At 66.2% G+C, this 22,102-nt stretch carries 18 protein-coding genes; 10 read left to right on the forward strand and 8 right to left on the reverse strand.

Annotated features, from left to right (window positions below):
• Window positions 1-66 precede the first annotated feature (66 nt).
• Window positions 67-2,439, reverse strand: coding sequence for a TonB-dependent receptor (locus ACMGG8_RS02590; protein ID WP_414159120.1), 2,373 nt, complete (start codon window positions 2,437-2,439; stop codon window positions 67-69).
• Between the two features lie 154 nt (window positions 2,440-2,593).
• On the opposite strand from ACMGG8_RS02590, the gene ACMGG8_RS02595 reads away from it, so the two are divergent.
• A complete protein-coding gene (locus ACMGG8_RS02595) occupies window positions 2,594-3,538 on the forward strand; it encodes a LysR family transcriptional regulator (RefSeq protein WP_060836983.1) in 945 nt (314 codons plus the stop codon).
• A 266-nt stretch (window positions 3,539-3,804) separates the two neighbouring features.
• Entirely contained in the window at window positions 3,805-5,421 is a 1,617-nt protein-coding gene (locus tag ACMGG8_RS02600; RefSeq protein WP_414159121.1) for an alkaline phosphatase family protein, read from the forward strand.
• Window positions 5,422-6,013: 592 nt separating this feature from the next.
• On the opposite strand, the gene ACMGG8_RS02605 is transcribed toward ACMGG8_RS02600, so the two are convergent.
• A complete protein-coding gene (locus ACMGG8_RS02605; RefSeq protein WP_414159122.1) occupies window positions 6,014-6,919 on the reverse strand; it encodes a TauD/TfdA dioxygenase family protein in 906 nt (301 codons plus the stop codon).
• Between the two features lie 182 nt (window positions 6,920-7,101).
• Between ACMGG8_RS02605 and ACMGG8_RS02610 the strand changes: the two genes are divergently transcribed.
• Complete coding sequence (locus ACMGG8_RS02610) at window positions 7,102-8,022, forward strand: LysR family transcriptional regulator (protein WP_060842142.1); 921 nt, start codon at window positions 7,102-7,104, stop codon at window positions 8,020-8,022.
• Between the two features lie 485 nt (window positions 8,023-8,507).
• Here ACMGG8_RS02610 and ACMGG8_RS02615 read toward each other — a convergent pair whose 3' ends face one another.
• Window positions 8,508-9,530, reverse strand: coding sequence for an ABC transporter substrate-binding protein (locus ACMGG8_RS02615; RefSeq protein WP_060842141.1), 1,023 nt, complete (start codon window positions 9,528-9,530; stop codon window positions 8,508-8,510).
• Between the two features lie 387 nt (window positions 9,531-9,917).
• On the opposite strand from ACMGG8_RS02615, the gene ACMGG8_RS02620 reads away from it, so the two are divergent.
• The 3 genes from ACMGG8_RS02620 to ACMGG8_RS02630 are packed head-to-tail and all read left to right on the forward strand — an operon-like array spanning window position 9,918 to window position 13,950.
• On the forward strand, window positions 9,918-11,513 hold the full coding sequence (locus ACMGG8_RS02620) for an ABC transporter permease (RefSeq protein WP_414159123.1): 1,596 nt from the start codon (window positions 9,918-9,920) through the stop codon (window positions 11,511-11,513).
• Complete coding sequence (locus ACMGG8_RS02625; RefSeq protein ID WP_414159124.1) at window positions 11,510-12,325, forward strand: ABC transporter ATP-binding protein; 816 nt, start codon at window positions 11,510-11,512, stop codon at window positions 12,323-12,325. The genes ACMGG8_RS02620 and ACMGG8_RS02625 overlap by 4 nt, the downstream gene beginning before the upstream one ends.
• Before the next feature lie 14 nt (window positions 12,326-12,339).
• Window positions 12,340-13,950, forward strand: a complete 1,611-nt coding sequence (locus ACMGG8_RS02630; protein ID WP_414159125.1) for an arylsulfatase — start codon at window positions 12,340-12,342, stop codon at window positions 13,948-13,950.
• Between the two features lie 274 nt (window positions 13,951-14,224).
• Here the strand turns inward: ACMGG8_RS02630 and ACMGG8_RS02635 are convergent, their stop codons facing one another.
• Entirely contained in the window at window positions 14,225-14,671 is a 447-nt protein-coding gene (locus tag ACMGG8_RS02635) for a hypothetical protein (protein WP_414159126.1), read from the reverse strand.
• Between the two features lie 113 nt (window positions 14,672-14,784).
• Window positions 14,785-15,858 (reverse strand): fatty acid desaturase, encoded by a 1,074-nt coding sequence (locus ACMGG8_RS02640; RefSeq protein ID WP_414159127.1) that lies wholly within the window; start codon window positions 15,856-15,858, stop codon window positions 14,785-14,787.
• 99 nt (window positions 15,859-15,957) lie between these two features.
• Between ACMGG8_RS02640 and ACMGG8_RS02645 the strand changes: the two genes are divergently transcribed.
• Entirely contained in the window at window positions 15,958-16,962 is a 1,005-nt protein-coding gene (locus tag ACMGG8_RS02645; RefSeq protein WP_060836975.1) for an AraC family transcriptional regulator, read from the forward strand.
• Window positions 16,963-17,086: 124 nt separating this feature from the next.
• Here ACMGG8_RS02645 and ACMGG8_RS02650 read toward each other — a convergent pair whose 3' ends face one another.
• Window positions 17,087-18,475: a heavy metal sensor histidine kinase gene (locus ACMGG8_RS02650; RefSeq protein WP_414159128.1), complete on the reverse strand. Its 1,389-nt coding sequence runs from the start codon at window positions 18,473-18,475 to the stop codon at window positions 17,087-17,089.
• Complete coding sequence (locus tag ACMGG8_RS02655; protein WP_060836973.1) at window positions 18,462-19,142, reverse strand: heavy metal response regulator transcription factor; 681 nt, start codon at window positions 19,140-19,142, stop codon at window positions 18,462-18,464. The genes ACMGG8_RS02650 and ACMGG8_RS02655 overlap by 14 nt, the downstream gene beginning before the upstream one ends.
• A 136-nt stretch (window positions 19,143-19,278) precedes the next feature.
• Between ACMGG8_RS02655 and ACMGG8_RS02660 the strand changes: the two genes are divergently transcribed.
• Together ACMGG8_RS02660 and uraH are read left to right on the forward strand one after the other, a co-directional pair.
• Window positions 19,279-19,767 (forward strand): GlcG/HbpS family heme-binding protein, encoded by a 489-nt coding sequence (locus ACMGG8_RS02660; protein WP_414159129.1) that lies wholly within the window; start codon window positions 19,279-19,281, stop codon window positions 19,765-19,767.
• Between the two features lie 98 nt (window positions 19,768-19,865).
• Window positions 19,866-20,276, forward strand: coding sequence for a hydroxyisourate hydrolase (gene uraH, locus ACMGG8_RS02665; RefSeq protein ID WP_414159130.1), 411 nt, complete (start codon window positions 19,866-19,868; stop codon window positions 20,274-20,276).
• 495 nt (window positions 20,277-20,771) lie between these two features.
• Here uraH and ACMGG8_RS02670 read toward each other — a convergent pair whose 3' ends face one another.
• Complete coding sequence (locus ACMGG8_RS02670) at window positions 20,772-21,461, reverse strand: Crp/Fnr family transcriptional regulator (protein ID WP_414159131.1); 690 nt, start codon at window positions 21,459-21,461, stop codon at window positions 20,772-20,774.
• Window positions 21,462-21,563: 102 nt separating this feature from the next.
• Between ACMGG8_RS02670 and ACMGG8_RS02675 the strand changes: the two genes are divergently transcribed.
• Window positions 21,564-22,088, forward strand: a complete 525-nt coding sequence (locus tag ACMGG8_RS02675) for a DUF962 domain-containing protein (protein WP_060836969.1) — start codon at window positions 21,564-21,566, stop codon at window positions 22,086-22,088.
• The last annotated feature ends 14 nt before the right edge of the window (window positions 22,089-22,102 follow it).

The raw sequence follows: 22,102 nt of genomic DNA on the forward strand, positions 1-22,102 counted from the left end.
GACGAGCACTCCTGTTCAGGTCGAAGGGCGCCGGCAGACCCGGCGCGAGATACGTGAAGCCGGGTTTCAGAAGTCGTAACGTCCGGTCACGCCCAGGGTTCGCGGGGTGCCCAGCAGGCCTTCGTAACCGCCGTTGCCGGCAGTCCAGAGGGTGGTGTAGTAGGTCTTGTCGAAGGCGTTCTTCAGCCACAGCGAGACGTCCCACTGGCCCTGTTCGTAGTTGCCGCGCAGGCCGGTGGACAGGTTGACCACGGCGTAGCTGGGGATCTGCCCGTAAGCGGAATCTTCCACGGTGCCCACGGCCTTGGAGCGGAAGGCGTAGCTGGCGGTGACGTACTCTTCCAGGCCGTTGTCCAGGTTCCACTTGTATTCGCCGTTGGCGTTGCCGATCCATTTCGAGGCGCCCACCACCTGGTGGCCGCTGAGGTCGCAGGAGGCCGGTGCTCCCGGGCGCAGGCTGACTTCCGGCGGGCACGGCGCATCCTTGTAGGACAGGTAGCGCACGTCGTTGTAGGAACCGTTGAGGTTCAGGGTCAGGCCGCGGATCGGCACCAGGGTGCTTTCCACTTCCACCCCGCGCGAGCGCACCGACCCGGCGTTGGTCAGGTACTGCACGCGGTTGGCATTGTCGTAGGCGTTGGTCTGGTAGCCGTTGACCTGGGTCCAGAACAGGTTGGCGTTGAGTTGCAGGCGGCGGTCCCACAGGGTGCTCTTGAACCCCAGCTCGGCGTTGTTGGCGCGCTCGGTGCCGATCAGCAGCGAGTCGGCCCCGGCGGTCGGCGCCGAGCCCACCGCCAGGTTGACCCCGCCGGACTTCTCGCCGTGGGACAGGGTGGCGTAGCCCAGCAGGTCATCGGTGAAGCGGTAGCTGAGGTTGAGCAGGCCCGAAGGGCTGGTGCTGTACTGGTTGAGGTCGCCCGAATCATAGGCTCCGGCGCGACCGCGACGGGCGTTGGCGGCGGCACCGGCCACCGCGGCGCCACCCAGCGGCGCGTTGCGGCTGACCCAGGCGCTTTTTTCCTCGTAGGTGCCGCGCAGCCCGGCGGTGAAATCCAGGCGCTCGGTCAGGTGCCAGGTGCCCTGGGCGAACAGGGCGAAACTGTTGGTCTGGATATGCCCGTTGCCGATGCTGGTGACGTTGCTCAGGGCCCCGGCCGGCGTGCCGTTCCAGATGTCCGCCTTGGGCCCGTAATAGGCGAAGGATTTGTTGTCCAGGTCGGAGCCGAAGTAGTAGGCGCCCAGCACGTAGTCGAAGAAGCCGCCAGTGGGCGAGGCCAGGCGGAATTCCTGGGACCACTGTTTGTCTTCCACCGACACCCCGGCGTTGTAGCTGGCCGGCACGTTGAGGCCGTCGTCGTTGCGCGGGGTGAAGTTCCACCAGCGGTAGGAACTGACCGAGGTCAGGGTGAAGTCGCTGGGCAGGGTCCAGTTGGCCTCCAGGGACGTGCCGCCCTGGAACACCGTGACATGCTGGTCGTTGTCCAGGTTGACCTTGCGGTGCGAACCGTTGACCAGGGTCGCCCCGGCCGCCGCCGCGCGGGACTCGTAGACGTTGGTGCCGTTGATGGTCGGCCCGGTGCTGTACAGCACCCGGGTGCCGGCGCTGGAATCCTCTTCGTTGTAGTCGCCGATCCAGCGCAGGTTGAAGCTGTCGTTGGGCTTGTACAGCAGTTGCCCGCGAAAGCCCTGGCGCGATCCGCCATTGAGGTCATGGCCGTCGAATTCGTTCTTGATGTCGCCGTCGCTGCGGGTGCGATAGGCGGAAAAACGCCCGGCCAGCTCATCGGTCAGCGGCCCGGATATCGTGCCCTTGGTCTGGAAGTAGCCGTCCTCACCGAGGGAAGTTTCGATGCTGCGTTCCGGGGTGAAGCTCGGCGCCCGGGTGCTGATGTTGATCACCCCGGCGGAGGTGTTCTTGCCGAACAGGGTGCCCTGGGGACCGCGCAGCACTTCCAGCTGCTCGATGTCCATCAGGTCGAACACCGCCATCCCCGGCCTTCCCAGGTAGACGTTGTCGATGTACAGCCCAACGCTGCCTTCCAGGCCATCGCTGGCCGGGTTGTTGCCCAGGCCGCGGATCGACACGCTGGACTGGCGCGCATGCATGTAGGCGACGTTGACGCTGGGCACCAGCTGCTGCAGATCCTGAATGCGGTACACCCGCTGGCTCTCCAGGGCCTGGCCGCCCACCACGCTCATGGGCGTGGGCACGTTCTGCGAGCTTTCCTCGCGGCGCCGGGCGGTCACGGTCACCGTCTGCAACTGGCCGTCATCGGCCTTGGCCTTGCTGGCGCTGCTCTTGGCCGGCGCGGCATCAGGCGCCGGGGCGTCTTCGGCCCAGGTCGGCGTCCAGCTCGCGCTGCCGGCCAGCAACAGCGCCAGGGGCAGGCGCTTGAGCCGCCGGGGCGAGAGGGGTGAAGCGAGGGACAACGGGCTCATGGGCGGCTCCTGGTCAGAAAATATACAGCCTCGTATATTCCTTAAAGTTATTTATTTATGTTTTTACAAAGATTTACTGCATAAGAGATTGCCTTTATAAGGAGTCGACCTAATGCATAGCCAATGCATTTCCCCGATATTTTTTATGTGAAAAATGCATATCGACCTGCGCCAGCTCCGTCACTTCATCGCCCTCGCCGAACAGCGCAGCTTTGTCGCGGCTGCGGCGGCGGTGAACCTTTCGCAATCGGCCTTCAGCCGCAGCATCCAGGCCCTGGAACACAGCGTCGGCTGCCAGTTGGTGGATCGCGGGCGCAAGGACCTGGCCCCGACCAAGCAGGGCCAGTTACTGCTGGAACATGCGCGCCGGCTGGTCAGTGGGGCCCAGCAGATGGCCAACGAGATCAGCCAGTTCAATGGCCTGGAGGCGGGAGAGTTGCGCTTCGGCTGTGGCCCGGCGCCGGCCTCGGGCTTGATCCCCCGGGCCATCGGCAGCTTTATCGGGCGCTACCCCAAGGCCCGGGTGCAGTTCCAGGTGGATGACTGGCAAAGCCTCAGCAAGCGCCTGCTCAGCGAAGAGTTCGAATTCTTCGTGGCCGACACCCGCCACTTCGAGGCCGACCCGGATTACCTGACCCAGCGCCTGCGCCCGCGCAAATGGCATTTCTGCTGCCGCGCCGGGCATCCGTTGGCCCAGCGCGACAGCGTCAGCGCCAGCGAACTGATGAGCTACCCGCTGGCGGTGACCATCCGCCCGCCGAACCTGCGCAAGGTCATCGTCGACCTCTGCGGCAAGCCGGACTTCACGCCCAATGTGGAATGCGAAAATAGCTACAGCCTGCTGGGGGTGGTGCTGCGCTCGGACGCCATCGGCATCGTCGGCTCCTACAGCGACGCGTTGCACAACGCCAAGGGCGAACTGGTGTGCCTGAAGATCGACGGCCTGGCCGACGACCTGGAAGAGCTCTACACCCGCTACGGCATCGTCAGCCGCGCCGGCTACCGCCTCTCGCCCCTGGCGGCGGCGATGATCGAAGAGATCAAGGCCATCGACGAACAGGACGAAGCGCTGCCGTCCCTCGACAACCTCGCCGTCTGAGCCCCTGACTGGCGTCCTGCCCCGACACTCGCCCCCTGCACTTGCACCCGTAGCCGCTGCCGAGGCTGCGAACGAGGACGCAGTCCTCGCCCCGGCCATCCACGGCAAATCCCCGGCGGCCGCTGCGCGGCCGATCGCAGCCTGCGGCAGCGGCTACAAGGACCTGAGCGATGCACGCCCTGCATCGAAACTATTCGGCAAATGCGCTTGCCGGGAGGCCCCGCCGGAGGCGAAAAAACGCGCCTGTCTTCCCCTCGGTGAACCCCATGTCCAATACCCCTTCCCCCGTGCGCAACGTGCTCTACATCATGTGCGACCAGCTGCGCCGGGATTACCTCTCGTGCTACGGCCACCCACACCTGCACACCCCGAACATCGATCGCCTGGCCGCCGCCGGGGTGCGCTTCAGCCGCGCCTACACCCAGGGCACCATCTGCGGCCCGTCGCGCATGTCGGCCTACACCGGGCGCTATGTCAGCAGCCATCAGGTGGCCTGGAACGCCGTGCCCCTGCCCCTGGAAGAGTTGACCCTGGGCGACTACCTGCGGCCCCACGGCATCCGCACCGCGCTGGTGGGCAAGACCCACGCCACGCCCAACCTCGACGCCTTGCAGCGCCTGGCCATCGACCCCGACAGCCCCCAGGCCGAGGCGCTCAACGAGGTCGGCTTCGAGCCCTACTTGCGCCACGACGGCATCTACCCCGACGACCCGATCTTCGACGACAAGCGCGATGCCGCGCCCTACACCCATTACCTGCGCAACCTCGGCTACGACGGGCTCAACCCCTGGCACGACTGGGCCAACGCCGGGGCCGGCGAACAGGGGCAGATCCTCAGCGGCTGGAAAATGCGCAACGCCCACCTGCCGGCCCGGGTCGCCGAAGCCCATTCGGAAACCGTCTACACCACCGACCGCGCCATCGACTTCATCGGCGAACAGGGCGAGCAGCCCTGGTGCCTGCACCTGTCCTACATCAAGCCGCACTGGCCCTACATCGCGCCGGCCCCGTACCACGCCCTGTATGGCCCCGGGCAGGTCATCCCGGCGGTGCGCGCCGCGCCCGGGCAGCTCAGCGATCACCCGGTCTACGCCGCCTTCCGCCAGCATGAAGAGAGCCTGAACTTTTCCCGGGACGAAGTGCGCCTGAACGTGGTGCCCACTTACATGGGCCTGATCAAACAGGTGGACGACCAGCTCGGCCGGCTGTTGGATGTCCTGCAAAGCAACGGCCGCTGGGACGACACCCTGATCGTCTTCACCAGCGACCACGGCGACTTCCTCGGCGACCACTACCTGGGGGAAAAGGAGTTCCTGCTGGAGCCGGCGGTGGGCGTGCCGCTGATTGTCCGCGACCCGCGGGCGGCGGCGGACAGCCGCCGTGGCAGCGTGGATGAGCGCCTGGTGGAAACCATCGACGCCCTGCCAACCTTCCTCGACGCCCTGGGCCTGCCGGGGGCCGAACACCGCCTGGAAGGCCGCTCGCTGATCCCGCTGCTGCACGGCGCGACACCGGACTGGCGCCGCTACGCCATCAGCGAATACGACTACGCCTTCCAGGCCCCGGCCCGGGAGCGCCTGGGCCAGCCCATCGACCGTTGCCGCATGACCATGGTGCGCAGCGAACGCTGGAAGTACCTGGCCTATGACGGCTTCCGCCCGCAGCTGTTCGACCTGCACAACGATCCCCAGGAATTGCATGACCTGGGGGCCGACCCGGCCTACGCCGCGGTGCGTGAAGAACACCTGGGGTACTTGCTGGAATGGCTGCGCGGCCTGAAACGCCGCACCACCATCAGCCATGAAGAGATCGATCTGCGTGGCCAGCGTTTTCGCTACGGCGAACCGGAAAGCGAAAAGCTGGTGCAGATCGGCGTGTGGTAACCCCCGACAACCTTCCATCCCGTAGGAGCCGGCTTGCCGGCGAAGAGGCCCTCAAGTATTGCAGCGCTCTCAGGGACGCCTTCGCTGGCAAGCCAGCTCCTACAGCGGGCACGTCCATCGCGTGAATTCTCGTAGGAGCCGGCTTGCCGGCGAAGAGGCCCTCAAGTATTGCAGCGCTCTCAGAGGCGCCTTCGCTGGCAAGCCAGCTCCTACAGTGGGCAGGTGCATCGCGTGAATTCTCGTAGGAGCCGGCTTGCTGGCGAAGAGGCCCTCAAGTATTGCAGCGCTCTCGGGGGCGCTTTCGCTGGCAAGCCAGCTCCTACAGTGGGCAGGTGCATCGCGTGAATTCTCGTAGGAGCCGGCTTGCCGGCGAAGAGGCCCTTGAGCCTTGCAGCGCTCTCAGGGGCGCCTTCGCTGGCAAGCCAGCTCCTACAGCGGGCAAGTCCATCGCGTGAATTCTCGTAGGAGCCGGCTTGCCGGCGAAGAGGCCCTTGAGCCTTGCAGTGCTCTCGGGGGCGCCTTCGCTGGCAAGCCAGCTCCTACAGTGGGCAGGTGCATCGGGTAAATGCCCGTAGGGGCTTGAGGGGGCGGGTCAGAGGCCTTTGATGGTCTGGCTGCGCTGGCCGTGGACGCCCACCGGGACGTCGCCCTTGAGGGTCACGCGGCGCACGATGCGGTCCTGGGTGCCGTAGTCGTCCACGGCGTAATGCTGGGTCGAGCGGTTGTCCCAGATCGCCACGTCACCGGCGCTCCAGCGCCAGCGCACGGTGTTTTCCAGGCGGGTCACGTGGCTTTGCAGCAGGTTGAACAGGTGCGCCGAATCGGCTTGGGAATAGCCCTTGATGCGCTTGACGAAGTGCCCCAGCACCAGGCTCTTTTCGCCGCTTTCGGGGTGCACGCGGACGATCGGGTGTTCCGTCTCGAATACGGTGGAGGTGAAGATTTTGCGGTAGCGCTCCAGCTTCTCCGCCGAGACGTCGGGCTTGGCCCCGGCGTAGTCGTATTCGTTGCTGTGCACCGCCCAGAGTTTGTCCGCCAGCTCTCGCAGTTCCGCCGGGAGTTCGTTGTAGGCGGTGGCAGTGTTGGCCCACACCGTGTCGCCGCCTGCGGCCGGGGCCACCACCGAGCGCAGGATCGAGGCTTTCGGGTAAGCGTCGACGAAGGTCACGTCGGTGTGCCAGGAGTTGGCCCGCTGGCCCTCGGCGCCGTCCAGCTCCAGCAGGTAACGGGTGCCGTCGCGCACCGGCACGGTGGGGTGGGCCACCGGCTCGCCCAACAGGTGGGAGAAGGCTTCCTGGCTCTGGTCGTCGAGGTGGGTCTGGCCACGGAAGAAGATCACCTTGTACTGCACCAGCGCCTGCTGGATGGCGTCCACGGTGGCGGCATCAAGGTCGCCGGACAGTTGCACGCCACGGATCTCGGCGCCGATGCGACCGGCCACCGGGTGGATCTCAAGGGCATCAACAGCGGGTTTAACGGCTAAGGCGGCATTGCTCATCAGGTACACCCTCATCGACTGCTTACGGTTGGAACCGCCGCGAAACAACGCTCTATCTATATTCAATTTAGATCTAATAGATAACTACATGCTTCGTTGACGGAATAAGAGCTTGCATTTAAAACCTCAGCCTCACTCGTCGCAAATGCCTTCGAGCTATTTTTCGGATGCCGGGAAAGCATATGGATCTTCGCCAATTGCGTTACTTCATCGCCCTCAATGAACACCGCAGTTTTGTCCGCGCCGCCGACGCCATGGGCATCACCCAGCCGGCTTTCAGCCGCAGTATCCAGGGCCTGGAACAGGAGTTCGGCTGCGTGCTGGTGGACCGAGGCAACAAGGACCTGCGCCCCACCCCGGAAGGCCAGGTGGTGCTGCAGCACGCCTTGAGCCTGGTGCAGGGCGCGGCCTTGCTCAGCAGCGAAGTGACCCAGATGACCAAGCTCGACGCCGGTGAGGTGCGCTTCGGCTGCGGCCCGGCGCCGGCGGTGAAGCTGGTGCCCGACGCGGTGGCGCAGTTCAGCAGCGCCCACCCCAAGGTGCGCACCTGCTTTGCCGTGGATAACTGGGAGAAACTCAGCCGCAGCCTGAACCGCGAAGAGATCGAGTTCTTCATCGCCGACATCCGCCATTTCGAAGCCGATCCGAACTACCAGACCCAGGCGCTGACGCCCAAGCGCGGGGTGTTCTTCTGCCGCCCCGGGCACCCGCTGTTGGCCAAGGAAAGCCTGTCCACCAACGACATGTTCGACTACCCCCTGGCCACCACCCTGATCCCTCCGGGGATTCGCAAGCTTTTGGCCAACCTCAGCGGACGCATCGACTTTTCACCGACCATCGAGACTGAACACTTTCCAGCGCTGGTGAAGATCGTCCGCCAGTCCAATGCCATTGGCGTGGGCACCGCCGAGGCCTTTGCCGAAGACATCGAGCAGGGGTCGTTGGTGCTGCTGCACTGGCGCAACCTGCCGCAGAACATCGACAGCCTGAACGCCCGCTGCGGCATCGTCAGCCGCAGCGGTTTTCGCCTGTCGCCGGCGGCGCGCAAGTTGATCGAAGTGCTGGTGGCGGTCGACCAGCAAAGCCACGGCATCGCCGTCTAACCCTGTAGCCGCTGCCGCAGGCTGCGAACGACGACGCAGTCGGCGCAAGAGGCACCCGGTTTCTCCAGATAAACCGCGTCGCCGGCCCAGCGCCCCCCACGATGCCGAACGCACCCTTGTAGCCGCTGCCGCAGGCTGCGAACGACGACGCAGTCGGCGCAAGAGGCACCCGGTTCCTCCAGATAAACCACGTCGCCGGCCCAGCGCCCCCCCACGATGCCGAACGCAGCCTTGTAGCCGCTGCCGCAGGCTGCGAACGACGACGCAGTCGGCGCAAGAGGCACCCGGTTCCTCCAGATAAACCGCGTTGCCGGCCCAGCGCCCCCCACGGTGCCGAACCCAGCCTTGTAGCCGCTGCCGCAGGCTGCGAACGACGACGCAGTCGGCGCAAGAAGCACCCGGTTCCTCCAGATAAACCGCGTTGCCGGCCCCAGCGGCCCCTACGGTGCCGGGCGCAGCCTGCGGCAGCGGCTACAGGGAGGAGGTTACAGGCCGGCGGCGGCGAGTTGCGGGGCGACCCAGGCGTCTACCTTGAACGGCTTGCGGATCAAGCGTTCCTTGGCCGCCAGGTCCACCGAGTCCTGCAGTTTGCCGAGGAACACCGGGTCCAGGGTCGAAGGGAAGATTTCACTCAGGCGCTGGTCCTTGAGGTCTTCCTGCAGGATCACCGGCGGGTAGCTGGCCAGGCCCGACACCAGTTGGATGTAGGCGTCCTTGTTGCTGTCCTGGGTCAGCCACTCTACGGCCTGCTGCTGGGCCTTGAGCAGTTTTTCCACGGCCTCGGGGTGCTCGTCGACAAACTTGCCGGCGCCCACCAGCACGCTCTGCACGCTGCCGGCGCCGCCCAGGTCCTTGGTGCTCAGGGGCAGTTCGGCCAGGCCCTTGCTGCGCAGGGCCGAGAGCCCGGTGCTGCCCCAGGAGGCGTCGATCTGCTTGGCCGCCAGGGCCGCCACCGCCGCGTTGAAGTCGAGGTTGACCACTTTCAGGTCCTTCTCGCTCAGGCCCCGGCTGGCCAGGGCCGCGTCGAACGACAGCTGGGTGGCGGTGCCCCGGAACACCGCCACGCGCTTGCCCTTGAGGTCTTCCAGGGTCTTGATCCCCGAGCCCGGCACCACCCCCAGGTAATGCTTGACCCCACGGGCCGAGGCGCTGAGCAAACGCGTATCCAGGCCGTTGGACTTGCCGATGATGGCCGCCAGGTCGCCGAGATAGGCCAGGTCCACCTGGCCGTTGGCGAAGGCTTCGTTGATCACCGGCCCGGCGCCCTTGAAGAAATTCCACTGGATCTGGATGCCCTGGTCGGCAAAGGCCTTTTCGAAGATCTGTTGCTGACGCAGCACGTCCACCACCCCGCCGCCACTGTGCTGGGTGCCGGCGCTGAGGTCGGGCACGGCGATGCGGATTTCCTTGAGTTCGGCGGCCTGGGCCAGCAGCGGCAGGCAACCCAGGAGCCCCGCCAGGGCCGGCGCGGCGAACAGGCTGATGACGCGTTTGAAGGGAAGGTTCATGGGTGCGGCTCCTGATGGCAAAGGCTGTGAGGAGCAGAAGGTAGGCACGGAATCGATCAACCTTTAAATACTATAAATTCACATTTTAATAACCATATTGAATAACCCAGCAGCCACGGGCGCCTCCGGGGACATGCATGAAATGCATGAAAAATATTCTTCAAATGCATTGGATGCGTGTCGGCCAACCAGCCTTAAATGGCTTCTCTTATCTCTTAATAGAATCGATAAGAATTTTAATAGACCACAAACGCATATCACGTAGGCGCCGGCTTGCCGGCGAACAGGCCCGCCAGCCCCGCATCGCCGGCAAGCGCCGATGCGCTGGCAAGCCTGCTCCTACAGCGTCGACCCATGCCATGCAGAACCCGACGACGGAGGTCATCCATGGCCCGTGTTTCCCTGCTCAGCCTGCCCCTGGCGGCACCGTCCACCGGACGCCCGGGCTGGCCCGCAATCCATCAGCGCCTGCTGCCCTGGCTGCTGCCCCTGAGCCTGTTCGTCCTGTGGTGGCTGGCCAGCCGCAACCTGTGGATGAGCGAACAGATCCTGCCGGCCCCGGCGCTGGTCTGGAGCAGCGCCCTGGAGCTGGGCCGCGGCGAGCTGTGGAGCCATCTGGCGATCAGCCTGCAACGGCTGTTCTGGGGCTTGCTGGCGGGCATCGCCGCCGGCGCCCTGCTGGGGGGCGCCCTGGGTTTCAGTCGGCGCCTGGAGCGTCTGGTGTACCCCTCCTTCGGCGCCCTGGCGCAAATTCCGACCCTGGCCTGGATTCCCTTGTTCATGGTGTTTTTCGGCATTGGCGAAGTGCTCAAGCTGGTGGTACTGGTCAAGGCCGTGGTGGTGCCGGTGACCCTGCACACCCTGGTGGGCGTGCGCGACGCCCAGCCCCGGCTGCGGGAAGCCGCCGCGGTGCTGCGCCTGCCTCCGGCGCTGCTGGTGCGCCGCCTGGTGCTGCCCGCCGCGCTGCCGGCCTTCATGGCCGGGGTGCGCCTGGCCCTGGCCACCGGCTGGACCTCGCTGCTGGCGGTGGAACTGCTGGCCTCCAGCGAAGGCATCGGCTACCTGATGGTCTGGGCGCGCCAGCTGTTCATGCTGGACATCGTCTTCGTCTGCATCCTGGTGATCGGCGTGCTGGGGGTGTGCATGGACCGCGGCATCGGCTGGCTGGATCGCACCCTGGTGCACTGGCCGCACCCGGCCACCGCCGCCCTGCGCCGCGGTCCGCGCTATCAGGGCTGGCAGCGCCTGCAACCCTGGCTGCTGCCCCTGGCCTTGCTGGGCCTGTGGCAAGTGGCGAGCGCAAGACAATGGGTGGACGCCAATATTCTGGTGAGCCCGCTGGTGGTGCTGGGCACCACCGTCGACGGCCTGCGGGACGGCAGCTTGCTCGGGGGCATGGGGCTGAGCCTGGGACGCGCCCTGGGCGGCCTGGCCCTGGGCGGCGGGCTGGGCCTGGTCCTGGGCTTGCTGCTGGGGCTGTCGCGCCTCGCTGAACGGCTGTTGGGACCGACCCTGGCCGCCATCCGCCAGATCGCCATTTTCGCCTGGGTGCCGCTGCTCACCGCCTGGTTCGGCCTGGGGGAACTGGCCAAATGGGTGTTCGTCGCCCTGGCCGCGTTCTTCCCGTTGTTCATCGCCACCCAGCGCAGCGTCGCCCAGCTCTCGCCGCAACTGGCGGAAGCCGCCCAGGTGCTGCGCCTGAACCTCTGGCAACGGCTGCGCCGGCTGGTGCTGCCCGGGGCGGCGCCGGGCATCTTCGCCGGCCTGCGCATCAGCCTGATCTACGCCTGGATGGGCACCATCGGCGCGGAATACTTCATGCCGTCCAACGGCGGCATCGGCAGTCAGATGATCAGCGCCCAGCAGCTGCTGCGCATGGACCTGATCATGGCCGGCATGCTCCTGGTGGGCCTGACCGGGGCCCTGCTCAATCGCCTGGGCCAACAACTCGAAACCCGCGCCACCCGCTGGAGACACGCATGAACGCACCCCTGGTCAGTTTCAATCACGTGGGCAAGACCTTCGCCGTCGCCGGTGGCGAGGTGGAGGCGATCCGCGAATTCAACCTGGACATCGCCGAGGGCGAGTTCGTCGCCATCGTCGGTTCCAGCGGCTGCGGCAAGTCCACCCTGCTGCGCTTGCTGATCGGCCTGGACACCGAGTTTCGCGGCGAGATCCGGGTCGACGGCCAGCGGGTCAGCGGCATCGGCAGCGAACGCGGCATCGTGTTTCAGGAGCACCGCCTGTTTCCCTGGCTGACGGTGGCCGAGAACATCGGCCTGGGCCTGGTCAACGAACCCTTGAGCGCCGCCGAGCGCCAGCGGCGGATCGACGACTTCATCGAGCTGGTGAGGCTCAAGGACTTTACCCGGGCCTATCCCCACCAACTGTCCGGCGGCATGGCGCAGCGGGTGGCCATCGCTCGCGGGCTGGTGGCCAGCCCGCGCATCCTGCTGCTGGACGAGCCCTTCGGCGCCCTCGACGCCCTGACCCGCCAGCAGATGCAGGACGAGCTGCTGGCGATCCGCGAGCGGGCCAGGATCACCACGGTGCTGGTGACCCACGATGTCGAGGAAGCGATCTTCCTCGCCGACCGGGTGGTGGTGATGGAGCCGCGCCCGGGCCGCATCAAGCGCGTGGTCGAGGTGGCCCTGCCACACCCGCGCCAGCGCAGTGCTTTCGACTTCCACCAACTGCGCGAAGAACTGCTCCACGAACTGACCAGCGATGATCACTACCAGGCGCCGCAGCCGGTGCAGATCCGCGACCTGCCCTTGACCTTCATTGCTTGCTGAACAGGAGTGCCGCGATGCCGCAACGCCCCAACTTTCTGGTGATCCTGGCCGACGACCTGGGCTTCTCCGACCTCGGCGCCTTCGGTGGCGAGATCGCCACGCCGAACCTCGACGCCCTGGCCTTCAACGGCCTGCGCCTGACCGATTTCCACACCGCCCCGACCTGCTCGCCGACCCGCTCCATGCTGCTCACCGGCACCGACCACCACATTGCCGGGATCGGCACAATGGCCGAGGCCCTGACCCCCGAGCTGATCGGCAAGCCGGGCTACGAGGGTTACCTCAACGACCGCGTGGTGGCCCTGCCAGAGCTGCTGCGCGAAGCCGGCTACCAGACCCTGATGAGCGGCAAGTGGCACCTGGGGCTGACCGCCGAGCGCGCGCCCCATGCCCGGGGCTTCGAGCGTTCGTTCTCGCTGCTGCCGGGGGCGGCCAACCACTACGGCTTCGAGCCGACCTACGACGAACGCACCCCCGGGCTGCTCAAATCCACCCCGGCGCTGTACATCGAGGACGACCGCTTCATCGATGAGCTGCCGGCGGATTTCTATTCCTCCGACGCCTTCGGCGACAAGCTTTTGCAGTACCTGAAGGAGCGCGACCAGAGCCGGCCGTTCTTCGCCTACCTGCCGTTCTCGGCGCCCCACTGGCCGCTGCAGGCCCCCGAGGAAATCGTCGCCAAGTACCGCGGCCGCTATGACGCCGGCCCCGAGGTGCTGCGCCGCGAGCGCCTGGAAAAACTCAAGGCCCTGGGCCTGATCGATGCCGCGATAGAGCCCCATCCGCTGATCAACCTGAACGCCGAGTGGGATGCCCTGAGCGATGAACAGCGGCAGGTTTCGGCGCGGGCCATGGAGGTGTACGCGGCGATGGTCGAGCGCATGGACTGGAACATCGGCCGGGTGGTGGATTACCTGCGCCAGCAGGGCCAGCTGGACAACACCCTGATCCTGTTCATGTCCGACAACGGCGCCGAGGGCGCGCTGCTGGAGGCCTTTCCCAAGTTCGGGCCGGAGCTTTTGACCTACCTCAACCAGCACTACGACAACCGCCTGGAGAACATCGGCCGGGCCAACTCCTACGTCTGGTACGGCCCGGCCTGGGCCCAGGCGGCCACGGCGCCGTCGCGGCTGTTCAAGGCCTTCACCACCCAGGGCGGGATTCGCGTGCCGGCGCTGCTGCATTACCCGCAACTGCCGCTCAAGGGGCAGATCAGCCACGGCTTCGGCACGGTGATGGACATCACCCCGACCCTGCTCGACCTGGCCGGCGTGCGCCACCCCGGCAAGCGCTGGCGCGGGCGAGACGTGGCGCCGCTGCGGGGCAAGTCCTGGCTGGGCTTTCTCTCCGGCGAAACCGCCCAGGTGCATGACCAGCACACGGTGACCGGCTGGGAGCTGTTCGGTCGCCGGGCGATCCGCCAGGGCCAGTGGAAAGCGGTGTACATCCCCGGCCCCGTGGGCCCGGCGACCTGGCAGCTGTACGACCTGAGCCAGGATCCGGGGGAGATTCACGACCTGGCCCAGAGCCAACCGGACAAACTGCGCACCCTGCTGGAGGAATGGCAGCGCTACGTGGATGAAACCGGGGTGATCCTCAGCGAATCGCCGTTCCAGCCGGATTGAGCTTGCAGGCGCTGGCTATGAACCGGACCGTGCAAGAGCGGGCCTGTGTAGGAGCTGGCTCGCCAGCGAAAGCGTCCTCCAGAACAACACCAGTCTCCAGGGCCCTTTCGCCGGCAAGCCGGCTCCTACGCGGTGCGTTTGGGTTGTCGGCAAGTCCGGCATGACAGTGGGGATAAGGTGGCAAGACCGCCGCCTCGCTGCTCAACGGGCGGCGTGCCACAGAACCCGGTATCGATCCTCGGTGAATACACCGGGCTGCGCCATGGCGCTGGCCTCAGCCTCGGGTGATGCGGCAAGCCGGGGTTGTTGGCAGTTCCTTGACCACGACGTAATGCCCCGCCCGGTTTTTCTCGACCCGCAACGGCGAAGCGGCCAGGTAGCTACCGTGCAGGTTCTGGTCGACAAAACAGATGGCAATGCCCTGCTTCCCCTGCTCCATCACCCTGACGCTGTAGACCCAGCTTTGTTCTTCGTCCGTCGCGTTGTAGGTGCCCTCGGCGCCTGCGGCCTTCTCGTAGATCCGATAGGGCGTCTGGCCCAGCGTGGTGCCGTCCGGATAGTGCCGCGGCCTTAAGGAATTGCGAAAACCGTTCACTTCCAGATGCTTCAAGATACTCAGCGCCAGCGCCTCGTCGCGGCCCTGCGCCACCGGGTCGGCCAGCGACAGACCGCCCACACTCATCAAGGCAACGGCGATCAATCGCCTTACCGCACTGTTCATACTGTCTCCCTGTCGTTGCCCCTTCGCGGATTCCGGGCGTTTCCCGGCGCCGCGTGACCTTGGCTTAACGTCATCGGTCCTTGGATATTTAGCCAGAAAGACAGTCCGCCCCCTCAAGCCCGGGCGTTACGCGCAGGTTGCGTCGCCACCTGCTCCACGGGATGAAAGCGGTTGGCCCGGGCAAAGGTGCCGAAATCGTTGAAGCGCACGCCCATCTCGGCCATCACTTTATGCGCCACCGGCGCCGTCAACTGGCGGATGTAGAAGGGTTCCTTGACCACGAAATGGTGGATGCCGTGGGTGCTGCCGAAGTTGCAGCAGAAGGCCTGCAGCGGCCACATCCACCAGGGGTTGAGCACCTGGGTCTGCTGGATCACGTTGCCCGGTTCGATATCGCCGTAGTAGTGCATGTTGGAGCTGACGAAGTGCAGGCAGAAGGTGCGCAGCACGTTGGGGCCGATGATCACCACCACGGCGATATCGATGCCGTGCATCAGCGCCAGGGTGTCCGGTGACCACTGGATCGGGCTGCCGAGCCACGCGGCGATGCCATTGGCCCCATGAAAACCGAGGAACAGGTACCAGGCGCCCCAGTGCAGCAAGGCCAGGGGCGCGTAGACGGCCAGGGTGCGGCCGAGGATGCGCAGCTTGCGCCTGGCCCCCGGTGCCCGCAGCAGGCGGATGAAGGCCGCCATCATGTTGTCCCCGACCATCAGCAGGCGGGCGATGCCCCAGGGTTCGCCGTTGGTGATGGCGCGCTCTTCGATATCGCTCTCGCTGCCGGACACCTTGTGGTGATTGAGGTGCAGATGACGCCGCACCCAGGGGTTGATGGTGCTCGGCCGCGCCAGCCAGACCAGCGCCAGCATCAGGTTGTGGGGCAGGCGCTGCTTGCGAAAGTACATGCTGTGGATCAGGTCGTGTTCCAGCTCGTGGGTCAGGGACGCGAAGAACGCGTTGAGCAGCAGGCACGCCCACCAGGCCAGGTAGCCACCGACATAGAGCGCCGCTGACCCCAGCATCCCGGACAGGGCGACTATCAGGATCCCCGCGCCCAGGGCGTCCTGGTGCCGCAGCAAGGGGAAGCGCCGGCGCAGTTCATCGCCCCGGGCCAGGACCACCTGGCGAATGTGCGCCGCTCGCTGTTGTGCGTTCATCCGCTCGGGGCTTGCAGAAATACCCTGCATGATTCCATCCTCTGGTCAGTGATGTGTGCATCCTGCCCCGAGCCCCGGCTCCGGGCGCTAGCCGTAAACGCCAACCTGTTGACCGGACGCGCCAATCGCATGACCGAAGCCACCTCCCTCGCCAGCTGGACCCGCGCCTTGCGCAAGCAACTGGACGCCCTCGACCTCGACAGCGACGCGCTGTGCCGCGAGGCCGGCCTCGACCCGCAATGGATGGACGACCCCAACGCCCGCTACCCGCTGTCGGCCACCACCCGCCTGTGGCATCTGGCGGTACAGGCCAGCGGCGATCCGGCCATTGGCCTGCGGGTGTCGCGCTTTGTCAGCCCCACCACCTTCCATGCCCTGGGCTACGCCCTGGTGGCCAGCGGCAGCCTGCGGGAAGTGTTCGAGCGAATCGTGCGGTATCACCAGGTGGTCAGCGACGCCCTGGAACTGGCCCTGACCCGGGAGCCGGACCGCTACCGCTTCTTCCTCAAGGTGCCCGAAGGCGCGCCGCGGCCGGCCATCGAGGCGATCGACGCCTTTGCCGCGATCTACGTGCGCACCTGCCGCAACCGCCTGGGCCGCGACTACGCGCCGCTGGCCGTGCATTTGCGGCGCCCGGCCCCGGCGGACCCGAGCCAGTGGCACAAGGTGTTCCGCTGCCCGGTGCACTTTGCCGCGGCCGACGATTGCCTGGAATTCGGCCTGCACGATTTCGACAGCCACCTGGACGACGCCAACCCGGAACTGGCCGAACACAACGAAGCGGTGCTCAAGCGCACCCTGCTGCAACTGCGGCCCCTGACCTGGGAGCGCAAGGTGCGCGGGGTGATCGAAGCCCAATTGCCGGAAGGCGAGCCCTCCGCGGAACGGGTGGCCCAGGCCCTGCACCTGAGTCTGCGCAGCCTGCAACGGCACCTGGCGGATGAAGGCACGCGCTTCGACACCCTGCTCAACGAATGCCGGGAGAACCTCGCCCTGCTGCACCTGCGGGACCTGGAATGTTCCCTGAGCGAGATCAGCTACCTGCTGGGTTTTGCCGATGCCAGCAGCTTCAGCCGGGCCTTCAAGCGCTGGACCGGGATGACCCCGGGGCAGTTTCGCGACGGTTTGCGCTGAGCCCCTGCAGCCTTGTAGCCGCTGCTGAGCCTGCGAAGCTGCGAACGAGCGCAACGCGGGCGCAAATACTGCAGACCGCTGAAGGCCTGGCGGCCTTGTCGCAGCCTCGCAGGCTCGGCAGCGGCTACAGGAGGGGGAAGCCCAGTTCGAATACCGTGCCTCGGTCATCGCTCGCCACCTGCACCTGACCGCCATGCAGCAGCATGATCGAGCGCACGATGGCCAGCCCCAGGCCGCCGGAGTCCCCCGGTTCGGCGCGAGAGGGGTCGACCCGGTAGAAGCGGTCGAACAATCGGGGCAGGTGTTCAGGGGCAATCGCCGGGCCCTGGTTGTGCACCTGCAGCCAGCACCAGCCCGCTTCGTCGCGGCGCCGCAGGCGGATCAGCGAACCCGCGTCGGCGTGGCGCACGGCGTTGGCCAGGAGGTTGCCCAGGGCCCGTTGCAGCAGTTGCTGGTCGGCCTGCAGCTCACCGAAAAAGCCGTTTTCCAGACGGATCTGCCGGTCATCGGCCAGGGCCTCGAAGTAGTCGCACAACTGCGCGCCGACGCCCGAGAGTGACAGCAGCTGGCGGTCCAGCGCCGCATCGGCCTGTTCGGCCCGGGCCAGGAACAGCAGGTTCTCGGCCATGCGTCCCAGGCGCTCGAACTCCTCCATGTTGGAGGCCAGCACTTCCTGGTACTCCGCGGCGCTGCGCGGCTGGTTCAGGGCCAGGCCGTTGCTGCCCAGGAGGTTGTGCAACGGCGTGCGGATTTCATGGGCCAGGTCGGCGGAGAACTGCGACAAGCGCTGAAAGCTCTCTTCCAGGCGCGCCAGCATGGCGTTCAAGGCTTGCACCGGCTCGTGGAATTCGGCCGGGATGCCGGTGGTCTGCAGGCGTCGGTCGAGGCTGCGCAGATCGATCTCGCGCACCGACTCGCTGAGCTGGCGCAGGGGCTGCAAGCCCCGGCGCAACAGCAGCAGGCCCAGGGCGAAGGCCAGCAAGGCCCCCAGGCCTACCGCCAGGTACAGGCGCAGGCGATAGCTGGCGAGCATCTGCTCGCGCTCGCTGAGGATCTTTCCGGCAATCACCGTCAGGGCCTCGCCCTTGGGGCCGCTGGCCTGCCCCGCCAGCAGCGCCACCGGGACGTGGTCGCTGCCCGGCCAGAGCCGGATGTCGCCGCGTTGCGGGCGCCGCTCCTGGGCGATCGGCAGCAGCTCGGGCAAGCGCTGTTGCCGGGGGTTGATGCCGATCACCGTCGAGCCATCGGCCCGCAGCACCAGCAGCAGGCTGTCCTGGTTGCCCAGCATGTTCTGGTACAGCCGGGGCCGGGCTTGCAGGGCGTCCAGGCTGTCGCTGTCCTGGAGCAGGGCCCGCACCTGCTCCAGGCGCCCGAGCAGGGCGAGGTCGTCGCGGTAGGCGATTTCCCCGGCCAGGGAGCGGTAGAGAAACACCCCGATCACGCTGAGCACCAGGGCGCAGACCGCGGCAAAGGCCAGGGCCAGCCGCCAGGCGATGGAGCTAGAGCGTTTCATCCGGGGCTTCCAGCTGGTAGCCGACGCCACGCACGGTGTGGATCAGCTTGGGCATGTAGGGATCGTCGACCTTGGCCCGCAACCGACGCACCGCCACTTCCACCATGTTGGTGTCGCTGTCGAAATTCAGGTTCCACACCTGGGAAGCGATCAGGGTCCGCGACAGCACTTCGCCCTGGCGGCTGGCCAACAGGTGCAGCAGGGCGAACTCCTTGTTGGTCAGGGCGATGCGCTGGCCACCGCGGCTGACCCGACGGCGCAGCACGTCGATCTCAAGGTCGGCGATGCTGAAGGACTCGGCCTCGCGCAGCGGCCCACGGCGCAACAGGGTGCGCACCCGGGCCAGCAGTTCGGCGAAGGCGAAGGGCTTGAGCAGGTAGTCGTCGGCGCCCAGTTCCAGGCCGCGCACCCGGTCTTCGATGGCGTCCTTGGCGGTGAGGAACAGCACCGGGGTGGCGCCGCGCTGGCGGATCAGTTGCAGCAACTGCCAACCATTGAGGCCCGGGAGCATCACGTCGAGGATGATCAGGTCGTATTCCTGCTGCTCGATGAAATAGCGCCCGTCCAGGCCGTTCAGGGCCACGTCCACGGCGAATCCGGACTCTCCCAGGCCCTTGGCAAGGAAATTCGCGGTCTTGGCTTCGTCTTCAACTACCAGCAAACGCATGGCGCACCTCGGAAATGATCGGCACAGGCTAGGCGCCCGGCGCGCGCTTGCCCATTACAAACTTGTAATCCAACTGACGAGGTTCTGACGAGGACCGCTGGCTAAGGTGGCGGCCTGTCTTTGCGGAGCCTTCCCCATGATGTGCAAAACCCTTCTTCTAAGTCTTGGCCTGGGCCTTGCCGGCAGCGCCCTGGCGGCACCGGACCTGCCCCGTCACGCCGAACTGGACCTGGCCACCGCCCGTCAGCTGGCCGACGCCAGCCTGGCCCAGTGCACGGCCGTGGTGTCGGTGCTGGACCGTGGCGGTAACCTCTTGGTGACCCTGCGCGCCGATGGCGTCGGCCCGCACAACACCTTGGCCAGCCAACGCAAGGCCTACACCGCGCTGTCCACCAAGACCCCGAGCCGGCTGTTCGCCGAACGGGCGCGCAACAACCCCGAGGCGGCCAATCTCAACACCTTGCCGGAGCTGCTGTTGCTCGGCGGCGGCATTCCATTGTTTGCCGATAACCAGCTGGTGGGCGCGATGGGTATTGCCGGTGCGGGCGGCGCGGCGCAGGACGAGGCGTGCGCGTTACAGGCGGCACAGCGGGTGGGGTTGGCGGCCGAGGCCGGACGTCAGTGAACGGGAGAGCCGCGCCCGCGTTGCGCTAATGCGCAGCCTCGCGGGCTCGGCAGCGGCTACAGAGTCTGTTGTTTGTTCAATCGAGAAAGGAGTGATACATGAACGTTTTGCGTAATGGCCTGGCCGCTATCGGCTTCTGCGGCCTGTCGAGCCTGGCCCTGGCGGCGGGCAATCCCTTGAGCGTGCACGTGCTGAACCTGGAAAACGGTTTGCCCTCGCCGGGGGTCAAGGTGACCCTGGAGCAGCATGTGGGCCAGGACTGGAAAGCCTTGTCCAGCGGCGTCACCAACGAACAGGGGCGGATCAGCGAGCTGTTTCCCTCGGGCCAGGCGCTGACGGCGGGTGAATACCGGGTAGTGTTCAAGACCGGCGAATACTTCAAGCAGGCCAAGCGCGACACCTTCTTCCCCGAGATTCCGGTGATCTTCGAGGTCAAGCAGACCGAGCAGCATTACCACATTCCGTTGTTGCTCAGCCCTTATGGGTTCTCGACCTATCGTGGTTCGTAGAAGCGGACTGCTGGCGAGGGCGGTCTTGAGGGCCCCTTCGCTGGCAAGCCAGCTCCTACGGTCGGCAGAGAAATCGCGTGGGACTTTGTAGGAGCCGGCTTGCCGGCGAAAGCGGTCTTGAGGGCCTCTTCGCTGGCAAGCCAGCTCCTACGGTCGGCAGAGAAATCGCGCGGGACTTTGTAGGCGCCGGCTTGCCGGCGAAAGCGGTCTTGAGGGCCTCTTCGCTGGCAAGCCAGCTCCTACGGTCGGCAGAGAAATCGCGCGGGACTTTGTAGGCGCCGGCCTGCCGGCGAAAGCGGTCTTGAGGGCCCCTTCGCTGGCAAGCCAGCTCCTACGGTCGGCAGAGAAATCGCGCGGGATTTTGTAGGCGCCGGCTTGCCGGCGAAAGCGGTCTTGAGGGCCTCTTCGCTGGCAAGCCAGCTCCTACGGTCGACAGAGAAATCGCGCGGGACTTTGTAGGAGCCGGCTTGCCGGCGAAAGCGGTCTTGCGGGCCCCTACGCGGGGCCGGCGAGGGCGCGCAGGCGGTCGGTGTCGAGGATTTCGATCTCGCCGTAGCTCAGGCGCAGGATGCCCTGGTTCTGCAGGTCCTTGAGGATCTGGTTGGTGGTCTGGCGCGAGAGCGAGAGCATCAGTGCCAGTTGCTCCTGGGGCAGTTGCAGCAGGTTGCGGCGCTGGGTCACTTCGCCGTAGCCGGCAGCGATCGCCAGCAGGCGGCTGGCCACACGGGCCGGCGCCGGCATCAGGCTCAGCTGCTCCAGGTTGATAAAGGCCAGGCGCAGTTTGTGGCTCATCAACAGGGCAAACTGACGCCAGTACTGCGGCTGTTGCTCCAGCAGTTGCAACAAGCTCGACTGCGGCACCTGGAGCAAGGTGCAGGCACCCTCAGCGTAGGCATCGTGGGTGCGCGGCTGACCGTCGAACAGGCAGATCTCGCCGAACCAGTGGGGCGCCTGCATCAGGCTGAGCAAGGCTTCCTTGCCCTGTTCGCTGACCGCTCCCACCCGCACCGTTCCTTCCAGCACCGCATACAAACCGCAGGGTGGATCACCCCGCAGGAACAGGCATTGCCCCGGCGCCAATCGGCGCAGGCGGGCACCGGCGAGCAAACTATTCTGTAAGGAGTCCGGCAGGTGGCTGAACCACTGGCCGGTCATCAGGCATTCACGCCACTGCTGCATGTCCATGAACAGGTCTTTTCCTCAAGGCATCGGCGTGATTGTCGCCTAGCTGACAGTGCCGTGATCGGCGGCCGGGCATGATCGGGCCACCCTAACGGAGGAACAACAATGAAAAGCCTCGTTGATCATCTCAGTCAATACGCCGCCTACCACCGCGACCCGCGCAACATCGCCAGCCACTTTATCGGCATTCCCATGATCGTACTGGCGGTGGCGGTGCTGCTGTCCCGTCCCACCTGGCCACTGGCGGGGATGGTGGTGTCGCCGGCCGTGCTGCTGGCCCTGGCCTCGGCCGTGTTCTACCTGCGCCTGGAGTTGCGCCTGGGCGTGTTGATGAGTGTGCTGATGGGTCTGTCGGTCTGGGCCGGGCAGGCGCTGGCAGCGCAAAGCACCGGGCTCTGGTTGAGCAGCGGCCTGGGCCTGTTCGTGATCGGTTGGGTGATCCAGTTCATCGGCCATTACTACGAGGGCCGCAAGCCGGCCTTTGTCGATGATCTTTCCGGGCTGATTGTCGGTCCGCTGTTCGTGGTGGCCGAGCTGGCGTTCCTGCTGGGGCTGCGCCATGACTTGAAGCAGGCGATCGAGCAGCGCTCGGGCCCCGTGGCCCTGCGCCAGAAAAAAGCCATGATCTGAAGTCCCCGGCCGGG

The organism is Pseudomonas sp. BNK-45 (genome assembly GCF_047456255.1).
Taxonomy (GTDB): Bacteria; Pseudomonadota; Gammaproteobacteria; order Pseudomonadales; family Pseudomonadaceae; genus Aquipseudomonas.

What these genes read in the sequence shown, in the direction of transcription:
- ACMGG8_RS02590 (WP_414159120.1), bottom strand. Translation starts at nt 2,439, where the DNA reads ATGAGCCCGTTGTCCCTCGCTTCACCCCTCTCGCCCCGGCGGCTCAAG.
- ACMGG8_RS02595 (WP_060836983.1), top strand. Translation starts at nt 2,594, where the DNA reads ATGCATATCGACCTGCGCCAGCTCCGTCACTTCATCGCCCTCGCCGAA.
- ACMGG8_RS02600 (WP_414159121.1), top strand. Translation starts at nt 3,805, where the DNA reads ATGTCCAATACCCCTTCCCCCGTGCGCAACGTGCTCTACATCATGTGC.
- ACMGG8_RS02605 (WP_414159122.1), bottom strand. Translation starts at nt 6,919, where the DNA reads ATGAGCAATGCCGCCTTAGCCGTTAAACCCGCTGTTGATGCCCTTGAG.
- ACMGG8_RS02610 (WP_060842142.1), top strand. Translation starts at nt 7,102, where the DNA reads ATGGATCTTCGCCAATTGCGTTACTTCATCGCCCTCAATGAACACCGC.
- ACMGG8_RS02615 (WP_060842141.1), bottom strand. Translation starts at nt 9,530, where the DNA reads ATGAACCTTCCCTTCAAACGCGTCATCAGCCTGTTCGCCGCGCCGGCC.
- ACMGG8_RS02620 (WP_414159123.1), top strand. Translation starts at nt 9,918, where the DNA reads ATGGCCCGTGTTTCCCTGCTCAGCCTGCCCCTGGCGGCACCGTCCACC.
- ACMGG8_RS02625 (WP_414159124.1), top strand. Translation starts at nt 11,510, where the DNA reads ATGAACGCACCCCTGGTCAGTTTCAATCACGTGGGCAAGACCTTCGCC.
- ACMGG8_RS02630 (WP_414159125.1), top strand. Translation starts at nt 12,340, where the DNA reads ATGCCGCAACGCCCCAACTTTCTGGTGATCCTGGCCGACGACCTGGGC.
- ACMGG8_RS02635 (WP_414159126.1), bottom strand. Translation starts at nt 14,671, where the DNA reads ATGAACAGTGCGGTAAGGCGATTGATCGCCGTTGCCTTGATGAGTGTG.
- ACMGG8_RS02640 (WP_414159127.1), bottom strand. Translation starts at nt 15,858, where the DNA reads ATGCAGGGTATTTCTGCAAGCCCCGAGCGGATGAACGCACAACAGCGA.
- ACMGG8_RS02645 (WP_060836975.1), top strand. Translation starts at nt 15,958, where the DNA reads ATGACCGAAGCCACCTCCCTCGCCAGCTGGACCCGCGCCTTGCGCAAG.
- ACMGG8_RS02650 (WP_414159128.1), bottom strand. Translation starts at nt 18,475, where the DNA reads ATGAAACGCTCTAGCTCCATCGCCTGGCGGCTGGCCCTGGCCTTTGCC.
- ACMGG8_RS02655 (WP_060836973.1), bottom strand. Translation starts at nt 19,142, where the DNA reads ATGCGTTTGCTGGTAGTTGAAGACGAAGCCAAGACCGCGAATTTCCTT.
- ACMGG8_RS02660 (WP_414159129.1), top strand. Translation starts at nt 19,279, where the DNA reads ATGATGTGCAAAACCCTTCTTCTAAGTCTTGGCCTGGGCCTTGCCGGC.
- uraH (WP_414159130.1), top strand. Translation starts at nt 19,866, where the DNA reads ATGAACGTTTTGCGTAATGGCCTGGCCGCTATCGGCTTCTGCGGCCTG.
- ACMGG8_RS02670 (WP_414159131.1), bottom strand. Translation starts at nt 21,461, where the DNA reads ATGGACATGCAGCAGTGGCGTGAATGCCTGATGACCGGCCAGTGGTTC.
- ACMGG8_RS02675 (WP_060836969.1), top strand. Translation starts at nt 21,564, where the DNA reads ATGAAAAGCCTCGTTGATCATCTCAGTCAATACGCCGCCTACCACCGC.